The 24,512-nt window shown below is 61.5% G+C and carries 22 protein-coding genes; 14 read left to right on the forward strand and 8 right to left on the reverse strand.

Features of this window, described 5'->3' with window-relative positions; translation table 11 throughout:
- Positions 1–130: 130 nt before the first annotated feature.
- The 4 genes from QMX88_RS11360 (at position 131) to QMX88_RS11375 (ending at position 3,727) form a co-directional block, all read left to right on the forward strand.
- Complete coding sequence (locus QMX88_RS11360) at positions 131–862, forward strand: TetR/AcrR family transcriptional regulator (protein ID WP_282369231.1); 732 nt, start codon at positions 131–133, stop codon at positions 860–862.
- An 18-nt stretch (positions 863–880) separates the two neighbouring features.
- Positions 881–1,438: a hypothetical protein gene (locus tag QMX88_RS11365; RefSeq protein WP_282369233.1), complete on the forward strand. Its 558-nt coding sequence runs from the start codon at positions 881–883 to the stop codon at positions 1,436–1,438.
- A 27-nt stretch (positions 1,439–1,465) separates the two neighbouring features.
- Positions 1,466–2,743 carry a flavohemoglobin expression-modulating QEGLA motif protein gene (locus tag QMX88_RS11370; protein ID WP_074892251.1) on the forward strand — a complete coding sequence of 426 codons (1,278 nt, stop codon included), beginning with the start codon at positions 1,466–1,468 and terminating at the stop codon, positions 2,741–2,743.
- 75 nt (positions 2,744–2,818) lie between these two features.
- Positions 2,819–3,727: an alpha/beta hydrolase gene (locus QMX88_RS11375; RefSeq protein WP_192170797.1), complete on the forward strand. Its 909-nt coding sequence runs from the start codon at positions 2,819–2,821 to the stop codon at positions 3,725–3,727.
- Positions 3,728–3,842: 115 nt separating this feature from the next.
- On the opposite strand, the gene QMX88_RS11380 is transcribed toward QMX88_RS11375, so the two are convergent.
- The 3 genes from QMX88_RS11380 to QMX88_RS11390 form a co-directional block, all read right to left on the reverse strand.
- A complete protein-coding gene (locus QMX88_RS11380; protein WP_192170798.1) occupies positions 3,843–4,625 on the reverse strand; it encodes an OmpA family protein in 783 nt (260 codons plus the stop codon).
- A 48-nt stretch (positions 4,626–4,673) separates the two neighbouring features.
- On the reverse strand, positions 4,674–5,099 hold the full coding sequence (locus QMX88_RS11385) for a DUF4398 domain-containing protein (RefSeq protein ID WP_074893253.1): 426 nt from the start codon (positions 5,097–5,099) through the stop codon (positions 4,674–4,676).
- A gap of 286 nt (positions 5,100–5,385) precedes the next feature.
- The gene (locus QMX88_RS11390; RefSeq protein WP_282369382.1) at positions 5,386–5,721 is read right to left on the reverse strand and encodes a pilin assembly protein; all 336 of its coding nucleotides are present in this window, start codon (positions 5,719–5,721) and stop codon (positions 5,386–5,388) included.
- A gap of 243 nt (positions 5,722–5,964) precedes the next feature.
- On the opposite strand from QMX88_RS11390, the gene ppc reads away from it, so the two are divergent.
- The 6 genes from ppc to QMX88_RS11420 all read left to right on the forward strand — a co-directional run bounded on the left by ppc (position 5,965) and on the right by QMX88_RS11420 (position 12,423).
- Positions 5,965–8,601, forward strand: coding sequence for a phosphoenolpyruvate carboxylase (gene ppc / locus QMX88_RS11395; protein WP_282369247.1), 2,637 nt, complete (start codon positions 5,965–5,967; stop codon positions 8,599–8,601).
- A gap of 283 nt (positions 8,602–8,884) precedes the next feature.
- Positions 8,885–9,532, forward strand: coding sequence for an adenylate kinase (gene adk, locus QMX88_RS11400; RefSeq protein ID WP_172610925.1), 648 nt, complete (start codon positions 8,885–8,887; stop codon positions 9,530–9,532).
- A 90-nt stretch (positions 9,533–9,622) separates the two neighbouring features.
- On the forward strand, positions 9,623–10,297 hold the full coding sequence (gene tsaB / locus QMX88_RS11405; RefSeq protein WP_282369254.1) for a tRNA (adenosine(37)-N6)-threonylcarbamoyltransferase complex dimerization subunit type 1 TsaB: 675 nt from the start codon (positions 9,623–9,625) through the stop codon (positions 10,295–10,297).
- Positions 10,298–10,515: 218 nt separating this feature from the next.
- Positions 10,516–10,806: a hypothetical protein gene (locus tag QMX88_RS11410; RefSeq protein WP_192171051.1), complete on the forward strand. Its 291-nt coding sequence runs from the start codon at positions 10,516–10,518 to the stop codon at positions 10,804–10,806.
- On the forward strand, positions 10,803–11,675 hold the full coding sequence (locus QMX88_RS11415; RefSeq protein WP_282369257.1) for a DUF72 domain-containing protein: 873 nt from the start codon (positions 10,803–10,805) through the stop codon (positions 11,673–11,675). Before QMX88_RS11410 ends, QMX88_RS11415 begins: the two co-directional genes overlap by 4 nt.
- Positions 11,676–11,724: 49 nt before the next feature.
- Positions 11,725–12,423, forward strand: a complete 699-nt coding sequence (locus QMX88_RS11420) for an extensin-like domain-containing protein (RefSeq protein WP_282369259.1) — start codon at positions 11,725–11,727, stop codon at positions 12,421–12,423.
- 175 nt (positions 12,424–12,598) lie between these two features.
- On the opposite strand, the gene QMX88_RS11425 is transcribed toward QMX88_RS11420, so the two are convergent.
- Positions 12,599–13,228 carry an energy transducer TonB gene (locus QMX88_RS11425; RefSeq protein ID WP_282369261.1) on the reverse strand — a complete coding sequence of 210 codons (630 nt, stop codon included), beginning with the start codon at positions 13,226–13,228 and terminating at the stop codon, positions 12,599–12,601.
- A 98-nt stretch (positions 13,229–13,326) separates the two neighbouring features.
- On the opposite strand from QMX88_RS11425, the gene QMX88_RS11430 reads away from it, so the two are divergent.
- Both QMX88_RS11430 and QMX88_RS11435 read left to right on the forward strand, forming a co-directional pair.
- A complete protein-coding gene (locus QMX88_RS11430; protein WP_282369263.1) occupies positions 13,327–14,118 on the forward strand; it encodes a class I SAM-dependent methyltransferase in 792 nt (263 codons plus the stop codon).
- Between the two features lie 128 nt (positions 14,119–14,246).
- Complete coding sequence (locus QMX88_RS11435; RefSeq protein WP_282369265.1) at positions 14,247–15,335, forward strand: catalase family protein; 1,089 nt, start codon at positions 14,247–14,249, stop codon at positions 15,333–15,335.
- Between the two features lie 311 nt (positions 15,336–15,646).
- Here QMX88_RS11435 and QMX88_RS11440 read toward each other — a convergent pair whose 3' ends face one another.
- On the reverse strand, positions 15,647–16,279 hold the full coding sequence (locus QMX88_RS11440) for a TetR/AcrR family transcriptional regulator (protein WP_442969448.1): 633 nt from the start codon (positions 16,277–16,279) through the stop codon (positions 15,647–15,649).
- 106 nt (positions 16,280–16,385) lie between these two features.
- On the opposite strand from QMX88_RS11440, the gene QMX88_RS11445 reads away from it, so the two are divergent.
- The gene (locus tag QMX88_RS11445; RefSeq protein ID WP_282369269.1) at positions 16,386–17,498 is read left to right on the forward strand and encodes an efflux RND transporter periplasmic adaptor subunit; all 1,113 of its coding nucleotides are present in this window, start codon (positions 16,386–16,388) and stop codon (positions 17,496–17,498) included.
- 4 nt (positions 17,499–17,502) lie between these two features.
- Positions 17,503–20,571: an efflux RND transporter permease subunit gene (locus tag QMX88_RS11450; protein ID WP_282369271.1), complete on the forward strand. Its 3,069-nt coding sequence runs from the start codon at positions 17,503–17,505 to the stop codon at positions 20,569–20,571.
- Between the two features lie 208 nt (positions 20,572–20,779).
- Here the strand turns inward: QMX88_RS11450 and QMX88_RS11455 are convergent, their stop codons facing one another.
- The 3 genes from QMX88_RS11455 to plsB are packed head-to-tail and all read right to left on the reverse strand — an operon-like array spanning position 20,780 to position 24,448.
- A complete protein-coding gene (locus QMX88_RS11455) occupies positions 20,780–21,469 on the reverse strand; it encodes a DUF4197 domain-containing protein (protein ID WP_282369273.1) in 690 nt (229 codons plus the stop codon).
- A gap of 39 nt (positions 21,470–21,508) precedes the next feature.
- Positions 21,509–21,907 carry a YbaY family lipoprotein gene (locus tag QMX88_RS11460; protein WP_282369274.1) on the reverse strand — a complete coding sequence of 133 codons (399 nt, stop codon included), beginning with the start codon at positions 21,905–21,907 and terminating at the stop codon, positions 21,509–21,511.
- A gap of 48 nt (positions 21,908–21,955) precedes the next feature.
- Entirely contained in the window at positions 21,956–24,448 is a 2,493-nt protein-coding gene (gene plsB, locus QMX88_RS11465) for a glycerol-3-phosphate 1-O-acyltransferase PlsB (RefSeq protein ID WP_282369275.1), read from the reverse strand.
- Positions 24,449–24,512: the final 64 nt, after the last annotated feature.

Genomic DNA, 24,512 nt, shown 5'->3' on the forward strand with positions numbered 1-24,512 from the left:
AGCAAGCTCACTCCTGCAGGGGCACTCCGCCGATTGCAGGAGTGAGCTTGCTCGCGATGACGTCGGCGCAGACACCGCCGTAAGCTGACGTTGCTGTGATGTGAATGACTCGAAAAAAGGAAATCCAGTTGTGAACCGCACGATCGCTCAAAAGGGAGCCGCTGGCCTGGCCACGGCAGTCGCACAGAGTGTTCAGTACCAGGGCCGCAAGGCGAGTCGACAGGGAAGTGAACAGCGTCGCCAACAGATCCTCGATGCGGCCATGCGCATCCTCATCCGTTACGGCGTCCGGGCCGTGCGGCATCGCGCGGTCGCGGCCGAGGCGCAAGTGCCGCTCTCTGCCACCACTTACTATTTCAAAGACATCGATGACCTGCTCACCGATGCCTTCGCGCAATACGTTGAACGCAGCGCGGCGTACATGGCCAAGCTGTGGACCAACACCGAGGCGCTGCTGCGCGAGATGGTCGCGCGCAATGACGGCAGCGCCGAGGCCCGCGCCCGGCTGGCGGATGAGATCGCGCGCATGACCATGGAGTACGTGCGTCATCAATTGCTGACCCGTCGCGACCAGCTCATTGCCGAGCACGCCTTCCACCTCGAAGCGCTGATCAACCCGCGTCTGGCGCCACTGGTGAGTGCCCATCAGCAGATTCTATTGCAGGGCAGCGCCCAGTTTCTTGAAGTCATGGGCTCGGTCCAGCCGCAACTGGACGCCCAAGTGTTGACGGGGCTCATCTGCCGGATGGAATATCAGGGGCTGCTCAACGGGCCTCGGCCCGGCGCAGACGAAGAAATGCTCGCTATTCTTACTCGCCAGATGCATCTGGTACTGGGCACTGCCAAGCCGATGGCTGGCTGATACCTCAAGGAGAACCCGATGAGAGTCTGGAGCGTATTGCTCGCCCTGTCGTTCGCGCTGTTGAGCGGATGCCTGGTGACGTTCAAGGACCCGATTCCGGTCAGCAACACCGCCCCGCCCAAATTGCTCGGCACCTGGAGCAGCAAAAATGCCTGGGGCGAGCCGCTCGAACTGGAAATCAGCCGCGCCGGCCCCGACCGTTACAAAGCGGTCAGCTACCGTAAGGGCGATCGCAAAAACCGTGACGAGTACGCCTTCACCGTGTCGCGCCACGGCAGTCGCTGGTACGTGTCCGCCGCGCTGCCTGACAAATACGGCGGCAATTACGTCATCGCCGGTTTCGACCTGATCGACAACGAGAACGGTGCCGACGAACTGGTGGTCTATGACCTGGACCTGGAGCGGTTTCAGCAGTTGGTCGAGCAGAAGAGTCTCGACGGCGAGCGGGTCGATGCGGTGAAGGGCGACGGTATGCTGATCTCAAGTCCCATGGACAAGGTCTTTGCCTACCTCGACGACCCGGCCAATTCCGACGTCTTTCTCAAAGCAGCTCAATATCAGCGCATGACCAAATAGCGCAAACGGTTCAATAAGGGGTACCGGGTGGACGAATACCAACAGACTATTCGCACGTTGTCCGATCGTATCGTGGTAGCGCAGACGCCGATTCGAATCCTTGATGCCGTGAAATGGGATGACAACATCCGCAAGACCTTCCTCGACGGCAAAGGCAAACACCTGCCGGAAGTCGACCGCGCGTACTACGAAAATCGCCCGCTGGGGTTTGATTCCGGCGCGGTGAAGCTGGAGTTCCAGAACATCGAGCGTGACATCACCCGGCAGTTGGGCCAGTTCAACCCGGTCGGGCAGATCATGCGCCGCATGTGCAAAGAGTACCGGATGGTCATCCGGATGCTTGAAGCCCGCGGCACTCCGGACTTCGGCCTGATCTCCCAGGAGCTGTACGGCGCGGCGTCCGATGCCTTCCACGCTGGCGACCCGACGCTGTCCGACCTCGGCATGATGCTCTCCGATTACCTGAACAACATCGCCGGTCGCGGGGACCTCAAGGATGAGCCGAAAATCCTGACGGCCAAAGACGCCGTCGCCATGCTGCAGACCCGGCTCAATCGCACGTTTGGCGAGGCTGAGGAGACGATCCGGGTGTTCGAATCCGACGGCATTGTGGCGGACGCTGCGGCCGGCGCTGATTACATCAAGATTCGCAGCGACGCGATGTTCAACGAACGTGATGTTCGGGCGCTTGAAGTCCATGAAGGCCTGGTGCACGTCGGCACCACGCTCAATGGGCAGAATCAGCCGATCTGCACCTTCCTGTCCAAAGGCCCGCCCTCGTCGACCGTGACCCAGGAAGGCCTGGCGATCCTGATGGAAATCATCGGTTTTGCGTCCTACCCGAGCCGCCTGCGCAAGCTGACCAACCGCACTCGCGCCATTCACATGGCTGAGGAGGGCGCCGATTTTTTGCAGGTGTTCGACTTCTACCGCGAGCAAGGCTTCGGCATGTCGGAAAGCTACGGCAACGCCAGTCGGGTATTCCGGGGCTCGGTACCGAATGGGCTGCCATTCACCAAGGATCTGTCCTACCTCAAGGGCTTCATCATGGTCTACAACTACATCCAGTTGGCCGTGAGAAAGGGCAAGCTGGAGCAGGTGCCGCTGCTGTTCTGCGGCAAGACCACGCTGGAGGACATGCGCACGTTGCGTCAGCTGGTGGACGAAGGCCTGGTGGTGCCGCCCAAATACCTGCCCGACCAGTTCCGCGACATGAACGCGCTGTCGGCGTGGATGTGCTTCTCCAACTTCCTCAACCACCTGAGCCTGGACCGGATCGAAGCGGACTACTCGAATATTCTGTGAGTCTGTGGGCGCTGATGAATCGGCGCCTCTGTCAGGTCTCCCGTCGTGTGCAAATCCAGAATCGAAGGACATCGCTTGAAGCGTCTTCTTACCTTGCTCCTGGTCATCTCCCTCAGCGGCTGCAGCGAATGGCTGTTCTACCCGGAACGCGGTCTGCCGCTGACGCCGGACAAAGCCCACCTCGCCTGGCGCGATGTCACCCTCACGGCGGCCGACGGCACCAAACTCAACGCATGGTTTCTGCCGGCCAAGCCCGGCGTGCCGGTGAAGGGCACGGTGCTGCACCTGCATGGCAACGGCGGCAACATGGCCTGGCACCTGGCGGGGAGTTGGTGGTTGCCGGAGCAGGGCTACCAAGTGCTGCTGGTGGACTATCGCGGTTATGGCCGGTCCGAAGGCGAGCCGAGTCTGCCGGCGGTTTATCAGGACATCGATGCGGCCTTTGACTGGCTGAACGCTGCGCCTGAGGTGCAGGGCAAGCCGCTGGTGGTACTCGGGCAAAGTATCGGCGGCGCGCTGGCCGTGCATTACTTGTCGGAGCACCCGCAACAGCGCGCGCGGGTCAAGGCGCTGGTGCTCGATAGCGTACCGGCGAGCTACCGCGAGGTCGCGCGCTATACCCTCAGCACGTCGTGGCTGACGTGGCCCATCAAACGGCCGCTGTCGTGGGTGATTCCGGACGGCGACAGCGCCATCAACGGCATGCCGCAGCTCAAGGGCACGCCGATGCTGCTGTTCCAGAGCCTGGACGACACGCTAGTGCCGCTTCACAACGGCATCAGCCTGTATCAGGCCGCACCGCCGCCGCGTGTGCTGCAGCTGACACGCGGCCCTCACGTCCAGACCTTCGGCGACCCCACATGGCGCGAGGTCATGGTTCGCTATCTGGATGATCCGCAGCACTTCAACGGCCTGCGCAGGCTGGGGGAAATTCCGAATTATCCTGACCCTCAAACCGGCAAGTCGGCGCCATCCTCTCCATAGCCTGCGGAGCAGCACCGCGAGCGACACTTCGTATCGCTCGCATTTTGAAACCGCCACAAAAAAGCCCCGCCTGTTTCGCAACAGGCGGGGCTCTTTATGTGCCGCTACAACCGCATTACTTCATCGAAGAGCGCGGTGCTACTGGCTGGTTGTCGTTGGAAATGGTCACTTCCACGCGACGGTTCATGGCACGGCCCGAGGCGCTGGTGTTGTCAGCAACCGGGTACTCCTTGCCATAGCCCTGGGCAACGATACGCTCTGGGCCTACACCCATTTTGATCAGAGCCATGCGCACGGAGTTGGCGCGGCGCTCGGACAGGGAGTCGTTGTAGGCAGCGGAACCGGTGCTGTCGGTGTAGCCTTCAACGATGACCTTGCGATCAGGGTTTTCCTGAAGGAACTGGGCCAGCTTGTTGACGTTGACCAGACCCGAAGACTTCAGCTCAGCCTTGTTCAGGTCAAACAATACGTCGCCGAAAGTCACCAGCGTGCCGCGTTCGGTCTGCTTGGCGTTCAGGCTGTTCTGCAGGGCCTTGATCTGAGCGTCGCGAGCATCCAGACGAGCCTGGGCACGTTGGGCCGCAGCGCCTTTCAGATCGTTTTCAGCGGTCTTCAGGTTGATGGTCTGCTTGGCCAGCTCAACGCGCTGGTTGGTCAGATAAGCCAGTTGGTCGACCTTTTTCTGGTCATCGTTGTTGCGGTACGCGGCATCTGCCTTGTCCAGCCACTCGCTGGCGTCTTTGGTTTCCAGCGCAGCCAGTTCAGTGGCTTTAGGGTTGCTTTGCAGCGCCGAGTAGTTGGTGCGGGCTTGTTCCAGGTTTACGTTCGGCTGCGACGAGCACGCCGCCAGACCAACGCTCAAAGCCAGCAGGGCAGGAATAAGTACTTGTTTACGCATAATATTTTCGTCCTTTAACTCAATGGCCAATGCTTGAACTGCGAAGCGTTACTGTGTGACAGGCTGAACCTGACGCATGCCTTCTTCACGCAGCTCATTGACGCCCTGACGAGCATCCTGCACCGCTTTCTGTGCCTTCGCGGCCTGAGCCTTACGCTCGGCTACACGTGCATCCCACTCGGCCTGCTCGGCGTATTTACGAGCTTCGTCGTATTTCTTTTCCTGCATCGCCAGTTCGGCTTGCTTGAACTTGTCCTGAGCGGACTTCATTTCAACGGCAGCGTATTCGGTAGCGCCGGCGGTGACAGCGGCATTGACGGCCGACTGGGTCACGGCGTACTGCTCGCTTGGAGGATTGCCTGCGCAACCAGCCAGAAGAACGCTGGTGCCCAGCGCCAGTGCAGCCATCTTCAGCCCGCGCAGGCGATTGAACGTTGGTTTGGCAGTGCTGGTGTTCATGGTGGTCAACTCCATTTCTTAACTCCTGAAAACTGGTTGTTCCATTTCAGCAACAGCCCACGCGGATGGATGGTGTTGCGTCACTTCCGCAGTCATCTGACGGCTTTACTGGAATGGCTAACTGCTCGGACCGCTGCGTTTTTTGATTAGTTCAGACATTTTTCTAAACATGCGGTCAGCTTTTGTTACGTGTTGTAAAATTGACGCTCGAAAAATGACGTCGATTTGCCTGCGTGAAAACCGGCCCGAGAGGCCTGCAGAAAAATCTGACGTAGCAAAAACGACGTCGCCCATGCACTCGTCACAGGTTTTCCCGATCGGAAATTTCCTGCAGATGGCGCCGCGATAGTTCGAGAAACCGGGGCGTTGGGCCGACGTCCTCGTAAAGCGGATTGCCTTCCTCATCGGTGGCAACCACATGCTGACCGCGCACGTAAGGGAAGCTCGCTTCCAATTCTTCCAGGGCGGCACCGATCAGTTCGCCGAGCAATTCTTCAGGCGTGCGCTTGGGGTACATCTCGGCAATCGCCGCAAGCCGCGCGGCCGCCTCAACATCCAAATGAATGGCATAGGCGGTCTCGGTCAGACGGCCCTTGGCATTTTGTTCCCACTGTTCGGCGAGCTCTCGGATCTTCATACATACCTCATCGGTTCCCGCGCCAGGGCGGGCGTTGGACATGTGGCTGAGCCACGGTCAGGCGTGACTGAGAGGGGCTTCCCCGGCGGTGAAAGTGCGTCGAGGGTTGCGTATGGACATCAATTTGTCGCTCTATACACACCAATAGAAACGAAACCCCGCAGGGCGTTCCGTTCGGCAGCAGCGAATGGACCCCTGCAAGGACTCGCCGGTAAAAACAATAAAGCTGAAGGAGAGGGCTGGATGGCTGATATCGATGCACGATTGCGCGAGGACGTTCACCTGCTGGGTGAACTGTTGGGCAACACCATTCGTGATCAGCACGGCGCTGATTTCCTCGAGAAGATCGAGCGCATCCGCAAAAGCGCGAAGGCTGACCGGCATGCGTCGACCCAAGGCACCGAGCAATTGAGTTCCAGTCTTGAAGGCCTGGGCGAAGATGAGTTACTGCCGGTCGCGCGCGCGTTCAACCAATTCCTCAATCTGGCCAACATCGCGGAGCAGTATCAGCTGATTCATCGTCGTGATGACAGCAAGCCGCAGCCGTTTGAATCCCGTGTGCTGCCCGAACTATTGGAGCGCCTGAAGCAAGCCGGGCAGACCCCCGAGGCGCTGGCGCAGCAATTGACCACGCTGGAAATCGAACTGGTGCTGACCGCGCACCCGACCGAAGTTGCCCGGCGCACGCTGATCCAGAAGTACGACGCCATCGCTGCGCAACTGGCCGCGCTTGATCATCGCGACTTGAATCGCCACGAGCGTGAGCAGATCACCGAGCGTCTGCAGCGGCTGATTGCCGAAGCGTGGCACACCGAAGAAATCCGCCGCGTCCGACCCACGCCCGTCGACGAGGCGAAGTGGGGGTTTGCGGTCATCGAAAATTCCCTGTGGCAAGCGATCCCCAACTACCTGCGCAAGGCCGATCAGGCGCTGCACGCTGCGACCGGCCTGCACCTGCCGCTGGACGCGGCGCCGATTCGTTTTGCTTCCTGGATGGGCGGCGACCGCGACGGCAACCCCAACGTCACCGCTGCCGTCACCCGCGAGGTGCTGCTGCTGGCGCGCTGGATGGCGGCCGACTTGTATCTGCGCGACGTCGATCAACTGGCCGCCGAGTTGTCGATGCAGCAGGCCAGCCCGGCGTTGATGGAAGCCGCGGGCGACAGCGCCGAGCCTTATCGCAGTGTGCTCAAGCAACTGCGCGAGCGGCTTCGGGCCACGCGCAACTGGGCCCACGCCTCACTGAGTGTCACGCAGGTCGCACCGGAAGACGTGTTGCACGACAACCGCGAACTGCTCGAGCCCCTGCAGCTGTGTTTCGACTCGCTGCATGAATGCGGCATGGGCGTGATCGCTGATGGTCCGCTGCTCGACTGTTTGCGTCGCGCGGTGACGTTCGGCCTGTTCCTGGTGAAGCTCGACGTGCGCCAGGATTCCACGCGGCACAGTTCGGCCATGAGCGAGATCACCGAATACCTCGGGCTAGGCCGCTATGACGAGTGGGATGAGCCGACGCGCATCGACTTCCTGCTGCGAGAGCTGGACAACAAGCGACCGCTGCTCCCGGCCCATTTCAGCCCTGAAGCGGACACGGCCGAAGTGCTGGCGACCTGCCGCGAAGTGGCGGCTGCGCCGGCGGCATCGCTCGGTTCCTACGTGATCTCCATGGCCGGCGCAGCCTCGGATGTGCTCACCGTTCAACTGTTGTTGAAGGAAGCCGGGCTGCAGCGCTCCATGCGCGTGGTGCCGCTGTTCGAAACCCTTGCTGACCTGGACAATGCCGGCCCGGTGATCGAGCAGCTGTTGAGCATTCCTGCCTACCGCCGAGGCCTGGAAGGTCCTCAGGAAGTCATGATCGGCTACTCGGATTCGGCGAAGGACGCCGGCACCACGGCTGCGGCTTGGGCGCAGTACCGGGCCCAGGAAAAACTGGTTGAAATCTGCCGCGCGCAAGAGGTTGAGTTGTTGTTGTTCCACGGTCGCGGCGGTACGGTCGGTCGCGGTGGCGGCCCGGCACACGCGGCGATTCTGTCGCAGCCGCCGGGTTCTGTGGCAGGGCGCTTCCGCACCACCGAGCAGGGCGAGATGATCCGCTTCAAGTTCGGCCTGCCGGACATCGCCGAACAGAATCTCAACCTTTATCTGGCCGCCGTGCTGGAAGCCACTTTGCAACCGCCGCCGATGCCGCAACCGGCCTGGCGTCAGGTGATGGACGAACTGGCGGCAGACGGCGTGAAAGCCTATCGCGCCGTGGTGCGGGAAGACCCGGAGTTCGTCGAATACTTCCGCCAGGCCACGCCGGAACAGGAGCTGGGCAGATTGCCGCTGGGCAGTCGTCCGGCCAAGCGCCGCGAGGGCGGGGTCGAGAGCCTGCGCGCGATTCCGTGGATTTTCGCCTGGACACAGACGCGCCTCATGCTGCCCGCGTGGCTGGGCTGGGAAAACGCGTTGAGCAAGGCGCTGGAACGCGGTCAGGGTGATCTGCTCGCTGAGATGCGTGAGCAATGGCCGTTCTTCCGCACCCGCATCGACATGCTGGAAATGGTGCTGGCCAAGGCCGACAGCGACATCGCCCAGCTCTACGACGAACGACTGGTGGAGCCCAAACTGCTGCATTTGGGGACGCATCTGCGCGGCCTATTGTCGCAGGCGTGTGACGTGGTGCTTGGCCTGACGGGCCAGTCGCGGCTGTTGGCCCACAGCCCTGAAACGCTGAAGTTCATCAGCCTGCGCAACACCTACCTCGACCCTCTTCATTTATTGCAGGCGGAGTTGCTGGCGCGCTCCCGTCAGCAGGAGGCGAGTCTGGACAGTCCGCTGGTGCAGGCGCTGCTGGTGTCTGTTGCAGGCATCGCCGCCGGATTGCGCAACACCGGCTGACGGCCAGGCAACCCGGCCGAATGAACACGACGCCTTTCATTCGGCCGCACCTCGATCGTCGCGAGTGATGCGGCGTCACCCAGTTGCACAAGGTCTCACGCTTGTGCAGATCGATGCCAAGCTACTGGTTTTTCGCGGGTTACTGCGACTTTCGGCGTCTTGTGCGGCATGAATCGGCTGTGTATCTTGATCAGCCTTTGGCCGTTGGGTCAGTAAAATTTTGCGATTGGCCCCATTTAGGCGAATCCGACGATATCTCTATAAAAATTTGAGGAGCACAACAATGCGCGTGATTCTGCTGGGAGCTCCCGGGGCCGGCAAAGGTACTCAGGCAAAGTTCATCACTGAGAAATTCAACATTCCGCAGATTTCCACCGGCGACATGCTGCGCGCTGCGGTCAAGGCCGGTACCGAGCTGGGCCTGCAAGCCAAAAGCGTCATGGACAGCGGCGGCCTGGTCTCCGATGACCTGATCATCGGCCTGATCAAGGATCGCCTGTCCGAGCCTGATTGCGCTGGCGGTTGCCTGTTCGACGGCTTCCCGCGCACCATTCCTCAGGCAGAAGCCCTGAAGAAAGCCGGCCTGGCCATCGATCACGTCATCGAGATCAAGGTCGATGACGAAGAGATCGTCAAGCGAATCTCCGGTCGCCGCGTTCACGAAGGCTCCGGCCGCGTTTACCACACCCTGTACAACCCGCCGAAGGTTGACGGCGTGGACGACGTTACCGGCGAGCCACTGGTTCAGCGCAAGGACGACGTCGAAGCCACTGTTCGCCATCGCCTGTCGGTCTACCACTCTCAGACCAAGCCGCTGGTAGATTTCTACACCAAGCTGCAGACGCAGGACGGCACACCGAAGTGCAGCCACATCGAAGGCGTGGGCACGGTCGAGCAGATCACCGCCAAGGTGCTTGAAGCCCTGAGCTGATTCGCGTCTCACGGCATTGAACAACGGCCCGCTTGCGGGTCGTTGTTGTTTATAATGCGGCACTTTTTTCGCACAACGATGGAAACCCCGATGACCACCTTGCTGGCCCTGGACACCGCCACTGAAGCCTGCTCAGTCGCTTTGCTGCATGACGGCAAAGTGCTGACTCACTACGAGGTGATCCCGCGCCTGCACGCGCAAAAACTCCTGCCGATGATCAAGGACCTGCTGGCCGAGGCGGGCATTGGCCTGTCGGCGCTGGACGCCATCGCATTCGGCCGGGGCCCGGGCGCGTTTACGGGCGTGCGCATCGCCATCGGGGTGGTGCAGGGGCTGGCCTTCGGTCTGGATCGCCCGGTGCTGCCAGTGTCCAATCTGGCGGCGCTGGCGCAACGGGCCTTTCGCGAGCAGGGCGCTACTCAGGTCGCGGCCGCCATCGACGCGCGGATGGACGAAGTCTATTGGGGCTGCTATCGAGAAGTGGCGGGGGAGATGAAGCTGGTGGCTGAAGAGGCCGTCATGCCACCGGAAATGGCTGCTTTGCCAAGTGAAGCGACGGGCGATTGGTTCGGGGCCGGCACCGGCTGGGGTTACGCCGAGCGCATTGCCGCCGTTGTCAGTGCCCAGGACGCCACACTGTTGCCCCACGCGCAGGACCTGCTGACTCTCGGCGCTTTCGCCTGGCACCGTGGCGAAGCCATCGTCGCTGACGACGCCCAGCCGGTTTACCTTCGCGATAAAGTGGCCACGCCAAAGGCGCGTTGAGGGATGGCCACGCAATGCAGAAACGGTCATGACTTCACTGTGCTACGCCCGAGATGCGACGCAGGTCACACTGCAGATGACCGTTCGGCGACAAAACTGCATAAACTCCCGGCTGCTTTAAACAATTCGCAATAAGTGTGGTCTAGTTATCGTTCGCATGTTTGCTTAACGGCTTACTGTGAGATTAAATTGCCACTATCAAACGCCGAGTAAGCATGATGCGAATCACCGGTCCTTCACCACGTACCTACCCGATCAAGCGCAAGACGCGCAAGGATTCTGCGGCGCTGGAAGGCACGTTCGAGGAAGTGAACGATGAGGTCGAAGTGGTTCCGCAGGCAGCCCGTCGCCAGACGGGTACCACGGCAAACGTGCCCGCGCGTCAGCAGGACATTATTTTCCCCCGTGCCATGAGCACTCGCGTCGCCCACGCGCTGAGCAGCTACCTGACGACTTCGACCTTCGTCGACTGGGACCTCGAAGTCTCCGGGCTCGACCTTCACGTTTGAACCTCGCCCACCCGCCTTACTACATCGGTTGCCCGTCCTGGAGCGAAAAAGCCTGGCGTGAGTCGCTGTACCCGCCCGACGCCCCGGACTTGGATTTGCTTGGGTTGTACGCGCAGGTCTTCAATGCCGTCGAAGGCAACACCACGTTCTACGCCCGTCCCAAACCCGAGATCGTCCAGCGTTGGGCGGACGCCTTGCCCGAGCACTTCCGCTTCAGCGCCAAAATTCCCCGTGACATCAGCCATGCCGGCGACCTGCGCGAGCACTTGGGCGCGGTGGAGGATTTCCTGCAACTGCTGGCGCCACTGGGATCGAGGCTTCAACCGCTGTGGCTGCAGCTGTCGGCCAGCTTCGGTCCCCATCGGCTGAATGAGCTGGCCGCGTTCATTGACGCCCTGGAAGGCCAGCCTTTGGCGGTTGAAGTGCGCAACATGGCGTTTTTCAGCAAGGGCGAAGACGAGCGGCAGCTCAACCGTCTGTTGCTAGACCGCGGCGTGGAGCGCATCTGTCTGGATTCCCGGCCGCTGTTCAGTTCTGTCTCCACTGACCCAGCCGTGCTTCATGCGCAATCGAAGAAGCCCAAAGTCCCGCCGCGTCCGGCGGCGCTGACGTCTTTTCCGCAGGTTCGCTTCATTGGCGGGCCGGATGAGGAGATCAACCAAGGCTTCATCGTGCAGTGGGCGGAAAAAGTGGCCGGCTGGATCGAGGAGGGGCGCACGCCTTCGGTGTTCCTGCACACGCCTGACAACATCGCCTCGCCCCAACTGGCTCGTCGCTTTCATCATCAATTGATGACCCTGCTGCCGGGGTTGCCCGATCTGCCGCAACTGGCTCGCGGCCGGCAAGTGGAGCAACTCGGGCTGCTCTGAGGTCGAGATAGGGTGGACTCATCCCTCCGTCAGACGAGAACCTTCCTGCATGCGCGGCTCGACCTTCTTTCTTCTTCTGGTTTTGCTCAGCGCGGCGGTCGCGGTGTCGATCTGGCGTGGCTGGCTGCCTGTCGCTGACCGCTGGAATCCGTGGGCCCCGCTGAACGTGCGGGACGAACCCAACCTCATCACGCCCTTCAAACTTTGGCGATTGCAGGAGGACCCGGCGTTGTGCGAGGCCGCGCTGCAAACCTCGACCCTGCGTTACACGCACCAGGCCGACAGCGCCGCCGACGCCAAATGCCCGCTGACCAACACGCTGCGCATCCAGGGCGGCGACGTCGCGCTGAGCAGCAGTTTTCTGTCCAGTTGTCGCCTTGCCGTGGCGTATGCGCTGTTTGATATCCACCAGTTGCAGCCGGCAGCCCAGTCGGTGTTCGGGCAGAAGGTCACCCAGGTTGATCACCTTGGCAGCTTCGCCTGCCGCAACATCTACAACCGCAGCGAAGGCCGTCTGAGCCAGCACGCTACCGCCAACGCGCTGGACATCGCCGGGTTTCGTCTGGCAGACGGACGCAGGATTTCGGTGCTCAAGGACTGGAAAGACGAGGGCGACGCGGGGCGTTTTCTGCGATTGGTGAGGGATGGCGCCTGCCAGCAATTCAACACGGTGCTGAGCCCGGAATACAACGCCGCGCACCGAAACCACTTTCACCTGGACATGGGACGCTGGCGGGTGTGTCGCTAGAGCAGCGGTGTGACGCCGAGCTGTTATTGGCAAACACGGGACCTGTGGGAGTGAGCTTGCTCACGAAGAAGGCGGTTCAGTCGCTGTAGATTGAGGGCTGTGCTGATTTATTCGCGAGCAAAGTGGAACGCCACCCCGGCCGCTCCCACTTTTTTCAGAGGCGACAAGTCTGGAGTCAGGCAGCGAGACGAAGGTTCTGCAGCACGATCGGGCGCGCCCAGCCGTTATCGAAGGCCAGATGACGCTGCTGCTCGGTCATCTCTTCCGCGCTGAACGGCGTCGCAGGCCTGTCGGCCAAGTCCCATTCGAACTCGGCGATCGGCAGGAACAGCGGACGAGGCTGAGGGCCCGGGCCGGGTTCGACGCTGTCATCATAGGGGTTGAGCACGGTCGGGCGAACCCAGTTGTCATCGAATTCGAGGTTACGTTGCTGCTCGATCATTTCCATCGCGGTGAACGGCTTGGCGGGCTTGTCGGCCAGGTCCCATTCGAACTCGGCGATCGGCAGGAACAACGGCTCCGGCGGTGCGATTTCCTTGTCCTGAACCGGGCACTCACGTTGTTCGACGATCTTGCCCAGTGCGCTTGCGCCGGCAATCGGTTCGCCGGTCAGGTGGTCCGTCGTGGCGACGGCGCTATATTCCGGGGTTTCGCCAGCGTTGTCATCGACCTGCTGAGCCATCGCACGGGCAAACGCATCCTGCCAGAGCTGCGTGACGCCGCTAAGGGTTTGGGTATTGCGTACGCTGTAGTCGCCTGCGTACGTCAAATAGCCTATCGAGGAGGTTTGCTGAATGTCTGACATAAGCGCTCAGTACAGCCCGTGGGTCTGGCAAAATGCCGGATACTTTTGTTATCGGCAGATCCTGCCAATCATTAAGATTATTTGAGCGCGTAGAGACAATGACTGAGCAGCACGCGGGCAGCCGCATTCGGGTCGACAGCCTGACCCCTGACGGGCAGGAAACCGCAGCGCAGTGGGCGCAGCGACTGGGTTTGCCGCTGGAGGATGCCGACGCGGATTTCGCCCTGCAAGTGGCCGAAGACGGCCTGCAGTTGCAGCAACTGGGTGACGACGCGCCGGGCCCGGTGCGTGTGGATTTCATCGAAGGCAAGGCGGCCCATCGGCGTCTGTTTGGCGGCGGCAACGGGCAAATGATCGCCAAGGCCGTGGGCATTCAGCCGGGCGTGCGCCCTCGGGTGCTGGATGCCACGGCGGGGCTGGGCAAGGACGCCTTTGTGCTGGCGAGTCTGGGCTGCGAAGTGAGCCTGATCGAGCGGCAGCCGATCATCGCCGCGCTGCTTGAAGACGGCCTGGCGCGTGGGGTGAGGGACCTGGAGGTGGGCGGGATCATCGCGCAGATGCGCCTGTTGACCGGCAATTCCATTGAGCTGATTCGCCAATGGGAAGGCGAGCCGCCCCAGGTCATTTACCTTGATCCGATGTTTCCTCATCGGGAAAAAACCGCGCTGGTGAAAAAGGAAATGCGCCTGTTCCGGCCTCTGGTGGGCGATGACATGGACGCTCCGGCGTTGCTGGAAGCGGCGCTGGCGCTGGCCAGCCACCGCGTCGTGGTCAAACGCCCTCGCAAGGCGCCAAGCATCGAAGGCGCCAAGCCGTCCTACGCGCTGGACGGCAAATCCAGCCGCTACGACATTTACCCGATCAAGGCGTTGAAAATCGCGCGGCCGTGAACTTCATCCGATTAGATGAACCCGGCAATCATCGGCGCAGTCATCTGCTGTGCCGATGCCAGAAAATCCACCGTATGAGTGGGCTCGTCGGAGACAAACCTGACCTGATCCGTAGCCGGAGATAACCGATGAGTACTTCCCCTTTGTCCGTAACGCCTTTGCCGTTCGAGCCGCACTTCGAGCAGATACCCGATGACGAGGCTCAGACGAGCAAAGAACTCGCCGAGGCCATGCACAGTATTCTGGAAACCACCTACAAAGATGGCGGCCATGCCATCCGCAGCGTGCATGCCAAAGCCCATGGATTGCTGCATGGGCAGATCCACATTCTGGATAATCTGCCGCCGGAGTTGGCGCAGGGTGTCTTCGCCCACCCCGGCACGCTGGACGTGAAGATGCGCTTTTCAACCAATCCGGGGGATGTGCTCGACGACAAGGTGTCAACGCCACGCGGTCTGGCCATCAAGCTGGTCGGTGTGCAGGGCGCACGCCTGCCGGGCAGTGAAGGGCAGGTTACCCAAGACTTCGTAATGCAGAACGCCAGGGCGTTCACGGCTGCCACGCCGAAGGATTTTCTCAAGACCTTGAAGTTGCTGGCCAAGACCACCGACAAAGTGCCCAACATGAAGAAAGCGCTGTCGGCGTTGTTTCGTGGTCTGGAGTCGACGGTCGAAGCGATGGGCGGGGAGAGTGGCACGCTGAAATCGCTGGGTGGGCATCCGATGACCCATGTACTGGGTGAAACTTTTAATACCGTGGTGCCGTTTCTCTATGGCCGCTATTACGCCAAGTTGAGCGTGGTGCCTGTTTCCCCCGAACTCACCGCGTTGACGGACCAGAAGGTCGACCTGAATGGCCATCCCGACGGCTTGCGGGAGGCGGTGCGCAGTCACTTTTTGAGCAAGGGAGGGGTGTGGGACGTGCGGATCCAGCTCGCTACAGACCTTGAGAAAATGCCGATCGAAGACGCATCGGTGGAATGGTCCGAAGAGTTGAGCCCGTTCGTGACCGTGGCCCGTATCGACGTTCCGACACAGGACAGCTGGTCAGAAGAACATCAGCAGGAAATCGACGACGGCATGGCCTTCAGCCCTTGGCAGGGCGTTGTCGAACACCGGCCACTCGGCGGCGTCATGCGTGCGCGCAAACCGTCCTACGAGCTGTCTTCAGGCTTCCGCGCCAGCCACAACGGCTGCCCGATGCACGAGCCACGCTGACAAGCTGGTAGTCAAATTCTGTGGTGTCTTCCACTCCGCCTTCCCGGCTAAAGCCAGTCCCACTATGAGTACGCGGCCGATTAGTGGGACCGGCTTCAGCCGGGAAGGGGCCGCTGTGATCACTATCGGATTTGTGGTGTCACGCCCGACGCCTTCCCGGCTAAAGCCAGTCCCGCTATGAGTACGCGGTCGATTAGTGGGACCGGCTTCAGCCGGGAAGGGGCCCGTGTTAGCAGCGTCAATTCTATGTTGTGGCGTCTGACGCTTTCCCGGCTAAAGCCGGTCCCACAGTGAGCACTGACCGTCAGCGTCTAAACCCGATACGCCTTCAAAAACAGCGCCACCACCTCCCTGGCATGGTGGTCGGCAGCGTGCTCGTCCGGTATTTCCCCGGTGCCGATGAGAAGCCTGAAATGATGGACGCCTTTGATCAAGCTCAAAAAATGGCCTGCCGCATTAAGCGGCGATTCAAAATGCAGCCCGTTTTTACCGCTCAGCTTACTCAAAAACCGCGCAAGTTCGTGGAGGACCCGCTGCGGTCCTGCTTCGAAGAACACTTGAGTCAGTGATGATTCCTGAGGCCCCAAAGCGATGATCAAACGGTTCAGGTCGATGGACTCAGGGCTGTTGATCAGCGTTTGAAACCCTCTGGCAATACCCAGTAATACCTTTTCAACGTGATCATCAGCGGGCACGTCCACGAACAGCTCCGGCACCTGCTCCTCGCAGCGAGCAACCACCGCGCAGGAAAACAACGTCTCCTTGTCGGTGAAGTGGCTGTAGACGGTGAGCTTGGAGACCCCGGCTTCAGCGGCAACGGCATCCATGCTGGTGTTGGCGTAACCGTTGCGAATGAACAGGTTCTTGGCCGCTTCGAGAATGGCCTGGCGCTTGGCCAGATCCTTGGGGCGGCCGGGTCCGGCGGGGTAGGTTGAGTCGGTCATGGAGTCGTCAGGCATCTTCGTTGAATTAGTGGACTGTTCAGTTCGGTAATTTTAAATATACTCGCCGGTACAATTATTCAAAGCCCTCCTGCCAAGGTGCCTCATCATGCTCCGCGACGCCCTGCTTCGTGCCCAGCTCCTTGCGCTGCCGGTCGGCTTGATCGCCGCACTTGCCGGGTGTCGGCAGGAGGCGCCGGTGAACGCCGCCGTGCGTCCCGCCATGGTGGTGCAACCGCAGCCAGCTGCCCAGTCCATGGACAGCTATCCGGGGGAAGTGCATGCCCGTTTCGAGCCGGAACTCGCCTTCCGCATCCCCGGCAAGGTCAGTAAGCGCCTGGTCGAGGAGGGCGAGCGGGTGAAGGCCAACCAGCCGCTGGCCGAACTTGACGCCCAGGACGTGCGCCTGCAACAGGACGCCACCCGCGCGCAAGTTGCCGCCGCCGAAGCCAACCTGCAGACGGTCCGCTCCGAGCGCGACCGCTACAAAACGCTGATGGACCGGCAGATGGTCAGCAAGTCGCTGTACGACAACGCTGAAAACACCTACCGCGCCGCAGACGCCCGGCTTAGACAGCTCAAGGCTGAATCGACCGTCGCTGACAATCAGACCGGCTACGCCGTGCTTCGTGCGTCGCAGGAGGGTGTCATCGCCAGACGACTGGTGGAAGTCGGTCAAGTGGTAGCTGCCGGACAAACCGTCTTCACCCTGGCCGCCGACGGCGAGCGTGAAGTCTCGATCAGTCTTCCGGAGCAGAATTACGGCCGCTTCAAGATCGGCGACCCTGTTTCCGTCGAACTCTGGACTCAGCGCGAGCAGCGTTTCCCGGGGCGTATCCGCGAGCTGTCGCCGGCTGCCGATCCGCGGTCGCGCACCTTTGCCGCACGCATTGCCTTCGCCGGCGGGAAAGTCCCGGCTGAGCTGGGCCAGAGCGCCCGGGTGTACATCCAGTCCGAACACGCCGTGCCGTTGTCCGTGCCGCTGTCGGCGCTGACAGCCGAAAACGGCGTGACCTACGTCTGGCGTCTGCAAAGCGACTCCACCCTGAAACGCACGCCGGTGCAGGTCGGCGCTTACGGGCAGGAAACCGTGCCGGTGCTCAGCGGCTTGCAGACCAGCGACTGGGTCGTCGCAGCGGGCGTGCACGTGCTGCACGAAGGCGAGCAGGTGCGGCCGGTCGACCGCAGTAATCGGGCGGTCAAGCTGGCCGCGAAGGAGTAGCGGGATGCGTTTCAATCTGTCCGAATGGGCGCTGCGTAATCGGCAGATGGTCCTGTATCTCATGATTCTGCTGGCCGCAGTCGGCGCGCTTTCCTACACCAAACTGGGTCAGAGTGAAGATCCGCCCTTCACTTTCAAAGCCATGGTCATTCGTACCCTCTGGCCGGGCGCGAGTGCCGAAGAGGTGTCGCGGCAAGTCACCGACCGCATCGAGAAGAAGCTGATGGAAACCGGCGATTACGAGCGCATTTTCTCGTTCTCGCGCCCCGGTGAATCCCAGGTCACGTTTGTCGCGAGGGACTCGCTGGTCTCCGCCCGACTGCCGGAACTCTGGTATCAGATCCGCAAGAAGATCAGCGACATCCGTCAGAACCTTCCGACCGGTGTGCAGGGCCCGTTCTTCAACGATGAATTCGGCACCACGTTCGGCAATATCTATGCGCTCACGGGGGAGGGTTTCGACTACGCGGTGCTCAAGGATTACGCCGACCGCATCCAGATCCAGCTGCAGCGGGTCAAGGATGTTGGCAAGGTCGAGCTGCTCGGTCTGCAGGACGAGAAGATCTGGATCGAACTCTCCAACGTCAAACTCGCCACCCTCGGCCTGCCGATGCAATCGGTGCAGCAGGCACTGGAAGCCCAGAACGCGGTGGTGGCGGCGAGCTTTTTCGAGACGCCCAGCGAGCGCGTTCAACTGCGCGTGACCGGGCGTTTTCAGACCGTCGACGAGATCCGCACCTTCCCGATCCGCGTCGGTGATCGCACGTTCCGTATCAGCGATCTGGCCGATGTGCGCCGTGGCTTCAACGACCCGCCCGCGCCGCAGATGCGCTTCATGGGTCAGGATGCCATCGGGCTCGCCGTCGCCATGAAAGACGGTGGCGACATTCTGGTGCTGGGCCGTGCGCTGGAGGGCGAGTTCGCCCGTTTGCAGAACAACCTTCCGGCCGGCATGCAGCTGCGCAAAGTCTCGGACCAGCCTGCGGCGGTGAAAACCAGCGTCGGCGAATTCGTTCAGGTGCTCGCCGAGGCGTTGGGCATCGTGCTGCTGGTGAGCTTTTTCTCTCTCGGCGTGCGCACCGGAATGGTGGTGGCGCTGGCGATTCCGCTGGTGCTGGCGATGACCTTCGCCTGCATGTATTACCTCGGCATCGGCCTGCACAAGATCTCCCTCGGGGCGCTTGTGCTGGCGCTGGGATTATTGGTGGACGACGCAATCATCGCCGTGGAAATGATGGCGATCAAAATGGAACAGGGTTATGACCGGCTAAAGGCCGCGAGCTTCGCCTGGACCAGCACGGCGTTCCCGATGCTTACCGGCACGCTCATTACCGCAGCCGGTTTTCTGCCTATCGCCACCGCGCAGTCGAGTACCGGCGAGTACACCCGCTCGATCTTTCAGGTGGTGACCATCGCGCTGATCGCCTCATGGATTGCCGCCGTGGTATTCGTGCCGTACCTGGGCGCACGGCTGTTGCCGGATCTGGCGAAGATCCATGCAGCCAAACATGGCGCCGGGGCCCATGCGCCTGACCCATACGGCACGCCGTTCTACCGCCGTGTTCGCGGGCTGGTCGGCTGGTGCGTGCGGCGCCGCAAGACGGTCATCGTGTTGACCATTGCGTTGTTCGCCCTGTCGATTTTCATGTTCCGCTTCGTGCCCCAGCAGTTTTTCCCGGCGTCCGGGCGGCTGGAGCTGATGGTTGACCTGAAACTCGCCGAAGGTGCCTCGCTCAGCAGCACCGCCGAGCAGGTCAAACGGCTGGAAGCGATGATCAGGGAACACGCCGGCGTTGAGAATTACGTGGCCTATGTCGGCACCGGTTCGCCAAGGTTTTACCTGCCGCTGGATCAGCAACTGCCCGCGGCAAGCTTTGCCCAGTTCGTCGTGCTGGCGAAAACCATTGAGGACCGCGAAGCACTGCGCACCTGGCTGATCCAGACCCTCGATGAGCAGTTTCCGATGCTGCGCCCTCGCGTCACCCGCCTGGAAAACGGCCCGCCCGTGGGCTATCCGGTGCAGTTCCGCGTCACCGGCGAGCACATCGACGAGGTACGTGCGCTGGCCCGCAAGGTGGCCGCGAAGGTCAGGGAAAATCCCCATGTGGTCAACGTGCATCTGGACTGGGAAGAGCCGAGCAAAGTCGTTTATCTCAACGTCGATCAGGACCGGGCCAGGGCGCTGGGCGTGACCACGGCGGACCTGTCGCGTTTTCTGCAAAGTCAGCTGACCGGGTCGAGCGTGAGCCAGTACCGCGAGGACGACGAGTTGATCGAAATCCTCCTGCGCGGGACGGAGCAGGAACGGCATGAGCTGGGCAGCCTCGCCAGCTTGTCAGTGCCCACCAACAATGGCGGCAACGTCGCCTTGTCACAGGTGGCGACGCTTGAATACGGCTTCGAGGAGGGCATCATCTGGCACCGCAACCGCTTGCCGAACGTGACGGTGCGCGCCGACATCTATGGCAAGGAGCAGCCGGCAACGCTGGTGAAACAGATTTTGCCGACGCTGGAAGACGTGCGCGCGCAGTTGCCCGATGGGTACTTGCTGGAAGTGGGCGGCACGGTGGAGGACTCGGCCCGCGGACAGAACTCGGTAAACGCCGGGGTGCCGCTGTTCATCGTGGTGGTGCTGACCTTGCTGATGATCCAGCTGCGCAGTTTCTCCCGTACGTTCATGGTGTTTCTCACGGCGCCGCTGGGGCTGATCGGTGTGACGCTGTTTCTGCTGCTGTTCAATCAGCCGTTCGGCTTCGTGGCAATGCTCGGCACCATCGCGCTGTCGGGGATGATCATGCGTAACTCGGTGATTCTGGTCGACCAGATCGAGCAGGACATCGCGGCAGGTCTGGATCGCTGGCAGGCGATCATTGAAGCAACGGTGCGGCGCTTCAGGCCCATCGTGCTCACCGCGCTGGCGGCGGTGCTGGCGATGATCCCGCTGTCACGCAGCGTGTTTTTCGGCCCCATGGCCGTCGCCATCATGGGCGGCCTGATCGTCGCCACTGCACTCACCCTGCTGTTCCTGCCCGCGCTGTATGCGGCGTGGTTTAGAGTGAAAAAAGAGGAGTGATTGCCTTGAGCGAGATGGCGCCTGCACGCTGAGCAAACTGTGGGAGCGAGCTTGCTCGCGAATGGGCAGGTACAGCCGCTGAATATTCAGTGACTGAAATGCCGTCTTCGTGAGCAAGCTCACTCCCACAGTGTCTGTGTCAGGTGCGAATAGCGCGGCACTACTGACAGGGGCTAGAACCGATCACCGACCCGTACCACGGCGCGCGTTACAACGCGCCGAATACCTTCTTCGCCAGACCGGTCGCCGCCGCTGCCGGGTTGGCACGGATGGTTTCTTCCTGCTTGGCGATCATTTCGAACAGGCCGTTCAGCGCCTTCTCGGTGACGTAGCCTTCGATATTCGAGCTCTTCGCGTCCAGCACGCCCAGCGCCGCGGCCTGACCGGCGAAGGCGTTGTATTTCTGCGCCAGGCCGACTTTGTCAGTGGCCTGTTTGACGATGGGCAGGAACCTGGCGCGGATCTGTTCGCGGCTGGAGGTGCTCAGGTACTGGGTGGCCGAGTCCTTGCCGCCGCTGAGGATGGCCTTGGCATCCGACACGCTCATCTTTTTCACCGCATCGACCAGCAACGTCTGCGCCTGGGGCATCGCCGCTTCCGCTGCCTGGTTCATGCTGGTTTCCAGGTGATCGACCTGGGCGCCCATGCCGAACTGCTTCATCTTCTTGGCGACCTTGCCCAGGTTGCCGGGCAGTTCGATGCGCACATCCTTGTTGTTGCTGAAGCCACCCGGTACGCCCAGTTGCTTGACGGCGACTTGGGCGCTCTGGGTCAGGGCATCCTTAAGCCCGCCGGTGGCGTCCGATTGCGACAGATCATTGAGCGACAACGCGAAGGCACTGGCCGACAACAGCAGGCCGGCGCAGAGGCCAGTGAACGAGAGGGAGCGACGCAACATGGGTAATGTCCTTTTCAGCGGTCTGTGATGCACGCCCGATTAACGGGCCGGGCTCAAACGAATTTTGACGGGCGGTTTTTCGTCCAGCGTCAGGTCCACCGTGTAGCGCTCGGTGCTGATCATCAGCAGCTTGCCGTCCACCTCGATGCGCGCGCTGACCGAGTAAGTGTGCCCCGGCTGGACCTGCTTCTGATCGTAGGTCAGGTGAAACGGCAGCGGCACCTGGCCTTTGATCGGCCCGTTCTGGCTGGCGAGGATCTGCGCGGGTGCGTCCGCCAGCGATACGTCCTGGAGCGTGACCTTCAGCGTAGCCGTCGGTGGAAGCGCCATGCGCTGCAGGTAAAACACCTCGCCGTCCACCGAGCCCGGCAGGTTGTCCGGCGCATGGGCGCAAGCGGCCAGCACGGTGGTCATGAGGGTGAGCAGGATATGTTTCATGTGATTGTCCTTGTCAGGTGAAACGTTAGGTAGGGCGTGCTTCGTCGCTTAGGCGATCGGCGCAGCCCCGACGACTTCATCACTGCGGTGCAACGCCACCTGGCGAATCGACAGCCTGATTTCCGCTGGCAATACGCGCTTGGCGGCGCCTTCCGCCAGATCCCCCAACATATCGTGATAGCTCAGTTTGCCGGCGGCGTCGGTGCGCAGGACACCCTGATCCAGCAGCGTCTGAATGAAATGCCGGAACAGGCTCTTGTCGAAAAACTCCGGCGCATTCAGGCCGTGCAGGATCGACAACCGCTGGGCCATCGTCGTGCACAGCTCCTCAAGCCCTTCGGCGCTGAGGGTGTGCTGACCGCTGTTGAGCAGCAGGGAAATCGCCATGTAGAAACGCTGCAGGGTCTGGGCAATCGCCCGCGACAACACCGTCAGCAGCACGAAAGCCCGCGAGCTCGGCGCCGGGCGCAGGTAAACGCCGTTCTCAAAGCGCAGCAGACCCTGTTCGACAAACGCCGCCAGCCACTGATCGATGACCTCATCCAGATCGTCCAGCGACCAGCGGATGAACAGCTCCGATTGCAGGTACGGATACAGCGCCCGGGTGTACCGCAGAATCTGCTCGCGGCTCATGCGCGACGAGCTCTGGAAGAAGCACGCCAGCAACGAGGGCAGCGCGAAAATGTGCAGCACGTTGTTGCGGTAGTAAGTCATCAGGACGGCATTTTGCTCGTCCAGGTACAGAATCTTGCCCAGCGCATCGCTGAGTTCCGAGAGCAGATTCATGCCTTTGACGTGCTCGATCAGCGCCCGGCCATCGCCGTCCGGCAGCGTCGTGTGGGGCGAGTAGGGCACAGTGCGCAACAGCGTCAGGTACAGATCGAGGACCCGCGCCAGTGCTTGATCGTCCAGCGCGTGTTTCGCCGTCGACAGCAACGCCAGCGCCACCAGATTCACCGGATTGATCGCTGCGGCTTCGTTCAGGTGGCGGGCCACGCGTTCGCCCAGACGGTGGGTAGTCTCGTGGAGCCATTCCGGTTTGAACACTGGGCCCAGTTCCTGAGTGCGCCAGTCCGGCTGCTCGTGGTCGAGAAACTCGGTGAGCTTGATCGGCTCACCGAAGTTGACCGAGACCTGGCCGAAGCGCTGCTTCAGCGCGCCGATGACTTTGAAGATGTCGAAGATTGACTCTTTCTTCTTCGCCGCACCGCGCAGCTCCCCCAGATAGGTCCGGCCTTCCAGCACCCGTTCGTAACCGATGTAGACCGGCACGAACACGATGGGCATGCGCGAATTGCGCAGGAAGCTGCGCAAGGTGATCGCCAGCATTCCGGTCTTCGGCTGCAGCATGCGCCCGGTCCGCGAGCGTCCGCCTTCGACGAAGTACTCGACCGGGAAGCCCTTGGTGAACAGCGTGTGCAGGTATTCGTTGAACACCGCGGTGTACAGCGGATTGCCCTTGAACGTACGGCGCATGAAAAACGCGCCGCCGCGCCGCAACAGGCCGCCGATGACCGGCATGTTGAGGTTGATGCCCGCGGCAATGTGCGGCGGGGTCAGGCCGTTGCGAAACAACAGGTACGACAGCAGCAGGTAGTCGATGTGGCTGCGGTGGCACGGCACATAAATGATCTCGTTGCCCTGGGCAACGTTCTGCACGCCCTCCAGGTGACTGACCTTGATGCCGTCGTAAATCTTGTTCCAGAACCAGCTCAGCACCACTTCCAGGAAACGGATGGCGGTGTAGGTGTAGTCCGAGGCGATCTCGTTGCCGTAATGCAGGGCTTTTCCCCGGGCCTTGGCTTCGGTGATTTTCTCCCGTGCGGCCTCGTCGAGAATGGCCTGCCTGACCAGCGGATCCGCCACCAGCCCTTTGACCAGATGGCGACGGTGCGAAAGGTCCGGGCCGATCACCGACGTTTTCAGGTTGCGGAAATGCACACGCAGCAGGCGTTGAGCCATGCGCACCGTGCGCTCGTAACCCTTGTTCTGATCGACCAGCTCGCGCAGATGAACCGGCGCCGAAAACTGCACGCGGGTCTTGCGGCCCAGGATCAGAATGGTCACCAGACGACGCAGACGCCCGGTCACCGCCCAGCTGTCGGCAAACAGCAGTTTCCACGGGCTGTCTTCCTTGTCCGGGGACTGGCCCCAGAACACGCTGACCGGAATGATTTGCGCGTCTTCGGTAGCGTTTTGCGTGACCGCGCTGACCAGACGTTCAAGGGTCGGTGGTGCGCCGCGTTTGTCGTGGCGCCCCAGCCAGTCAGGCTCTGGCGTCAGGTAGAAAAACGCGGCCGGCTCGGTCAGGTTGCCAACGGCCACCGACAGCACCGGGCGCGGCAGACCGGCCTTGCGGCATTCGGTGTCGAGGACCGCGAGATCGCTCATCGAAGGGTTTTGCAGCGCATAGAAAACCGGGCGGCTGCGGTCGAGATTGAGGGTGAAGGACGACTGGTTGATCGTCTCCGAGCGCACCCACAGGTAAAGCAGGCGGCGCACGGTGCCGAATACAAGACGGCGAAACGGGGAACGGGTCATAGAATTCTGCTGAGAGGGGCGACGCCCGCGAGGCCGCCAGTTTGCCGCATCTGGTGGGGATGGG

The organism is Pseudomonas sp. PS02290 (genome assembly GCF_029960075.1).
GTDB lineage: Bacteria > Pseudomonadota > Gammaproteobacteria > Pseudomonadales > Pseudomonadaceae > Aquipseudomonas.

Bases quoted from the DNA above. Each gene is read 5' to 3' on its own strand.
- QMX88_RS11445 (WP_282369269.1), top strand. From the start codon at position 16,386: ATGCTCCGCGACGCCCTGCTTCGTGCCCAGCTCCTTGCGCTGCCGGTC.
- ppc (WP_282369247.1), top strand. From the start codon at position 5,965: ATGGCTGATATCGATGCACGATTGCGCGAGGACGTTCACCTGCTGGGT.
- QMX88_RS11425 (WP_282369261.1), bottom strand. From the start codon at position 13,228: ATGTCAGACATTCAGCAAACCTCCTCGATAGGCTATTTGACGTACGCA.
- QMX88_RS11410 (WP_192171051.1), top strand. From the start codon at position 10,516: ATGCGAATCACCGGTCCTTCACCACGTACCTACCCGATCAAGCGCAAG.
- QMX88_RS11390 (WP_282369382.1), bottom strand. From the start codon at position 5,721: ATGAAGATCCGAGAGCTCGCCGAACAGTGGGAACAAAATGCCAAGGGC.
- QMX88_RS11365 (WP_282369233.1), top strand. From the start codon at position 881: ATGAGAGTCTGGAGCGTATTGCTCGCCCTGTCGTTCGCGCTGTTGAGC.
- QMX88_RS11380 (WP_192170798.1), bottom strand. From the start codon at position 4,625: ATGCGTAAACAAGTACTTATTCCTGCCCTGCTGGCTTTGAGCGTTGGT.
- QMX88_RS11455 (WP_282369273.1), bottom strand. From the start codon at position 21,469: ATGTTGCGTCGCTCCCTCTCGTTCACTGGCCTCTGCGCCGGCCTGCTG.
- QMX88_RS11460 (WP_282369274.1), bottom strand. From the start codon at position 21,907: ATGAAACATATCCTGCTCACCCTCATGACCACCGTGCTGGCCGCTTGC.
- tsaB (WP_282369254.1), top strand. From the start codon at position 9,623: ATGACCACCTTGCTGGCCCTGGACACCGCCACTGAAGCCTGCTCAGTC.
- QMX88_RS11385 (WP_074893253.1), bottom strand. From the start codon at position 5,099: ATGGAGTTGACCACCATGAACACCAGCACTGCCAAACCAACGTTCAAT.
- plsB (WP_282369275.1), bottom strand. From the start codon at position 24,448: ATGACCCGTTCCCCGTTTCGCCGTCTTGTATTCGGCACCGTGCGCCGC.
- QMX88_RS11440 (WP_442969448.1), bottom strand. From the start codon at position 16,279: ATGACCGACTCAACCTACCCCGCCGGACCCGGCCGCCCCAAGGATCTG.
- adk (WP_172610925.1), top strand. From the start codon at position 8,885: ATGCGCGTGATTCTGCTGGGAGCTCCCGGGGCCGGCAAAGGTACTCAG.
- QMX88_RS11420 (WP_282369259.1), top strand. From the start codon at position 11,725: ATGCGCGGCTCGACCTTCTTTCTTCTTCTGGTTTTGCTCAGCGCGGCG.
- QMX88_RS11435 (WP_282369265.1), top strand. From the start codon at position 14,247: ATGAGTACTTCCCCTTTGTCCGTAACGCCTTTGCCGTTCGAGCCGCAC.
- QMX88_RS11450 (WP_282369271.1), top strand. From the start codon at position 17,503: ATGCGTTTCAATCTGTCCGAATGGGCGCTGCGTAATCGGCAGATGGTC.
- QMX88_RS11430 (WP_282369263.1), top strand. From the start codon at position 13,327: ATGACTGAGCAGCACGCGGGCAGCCGCATTCGGGTCGACAGCCTGACC.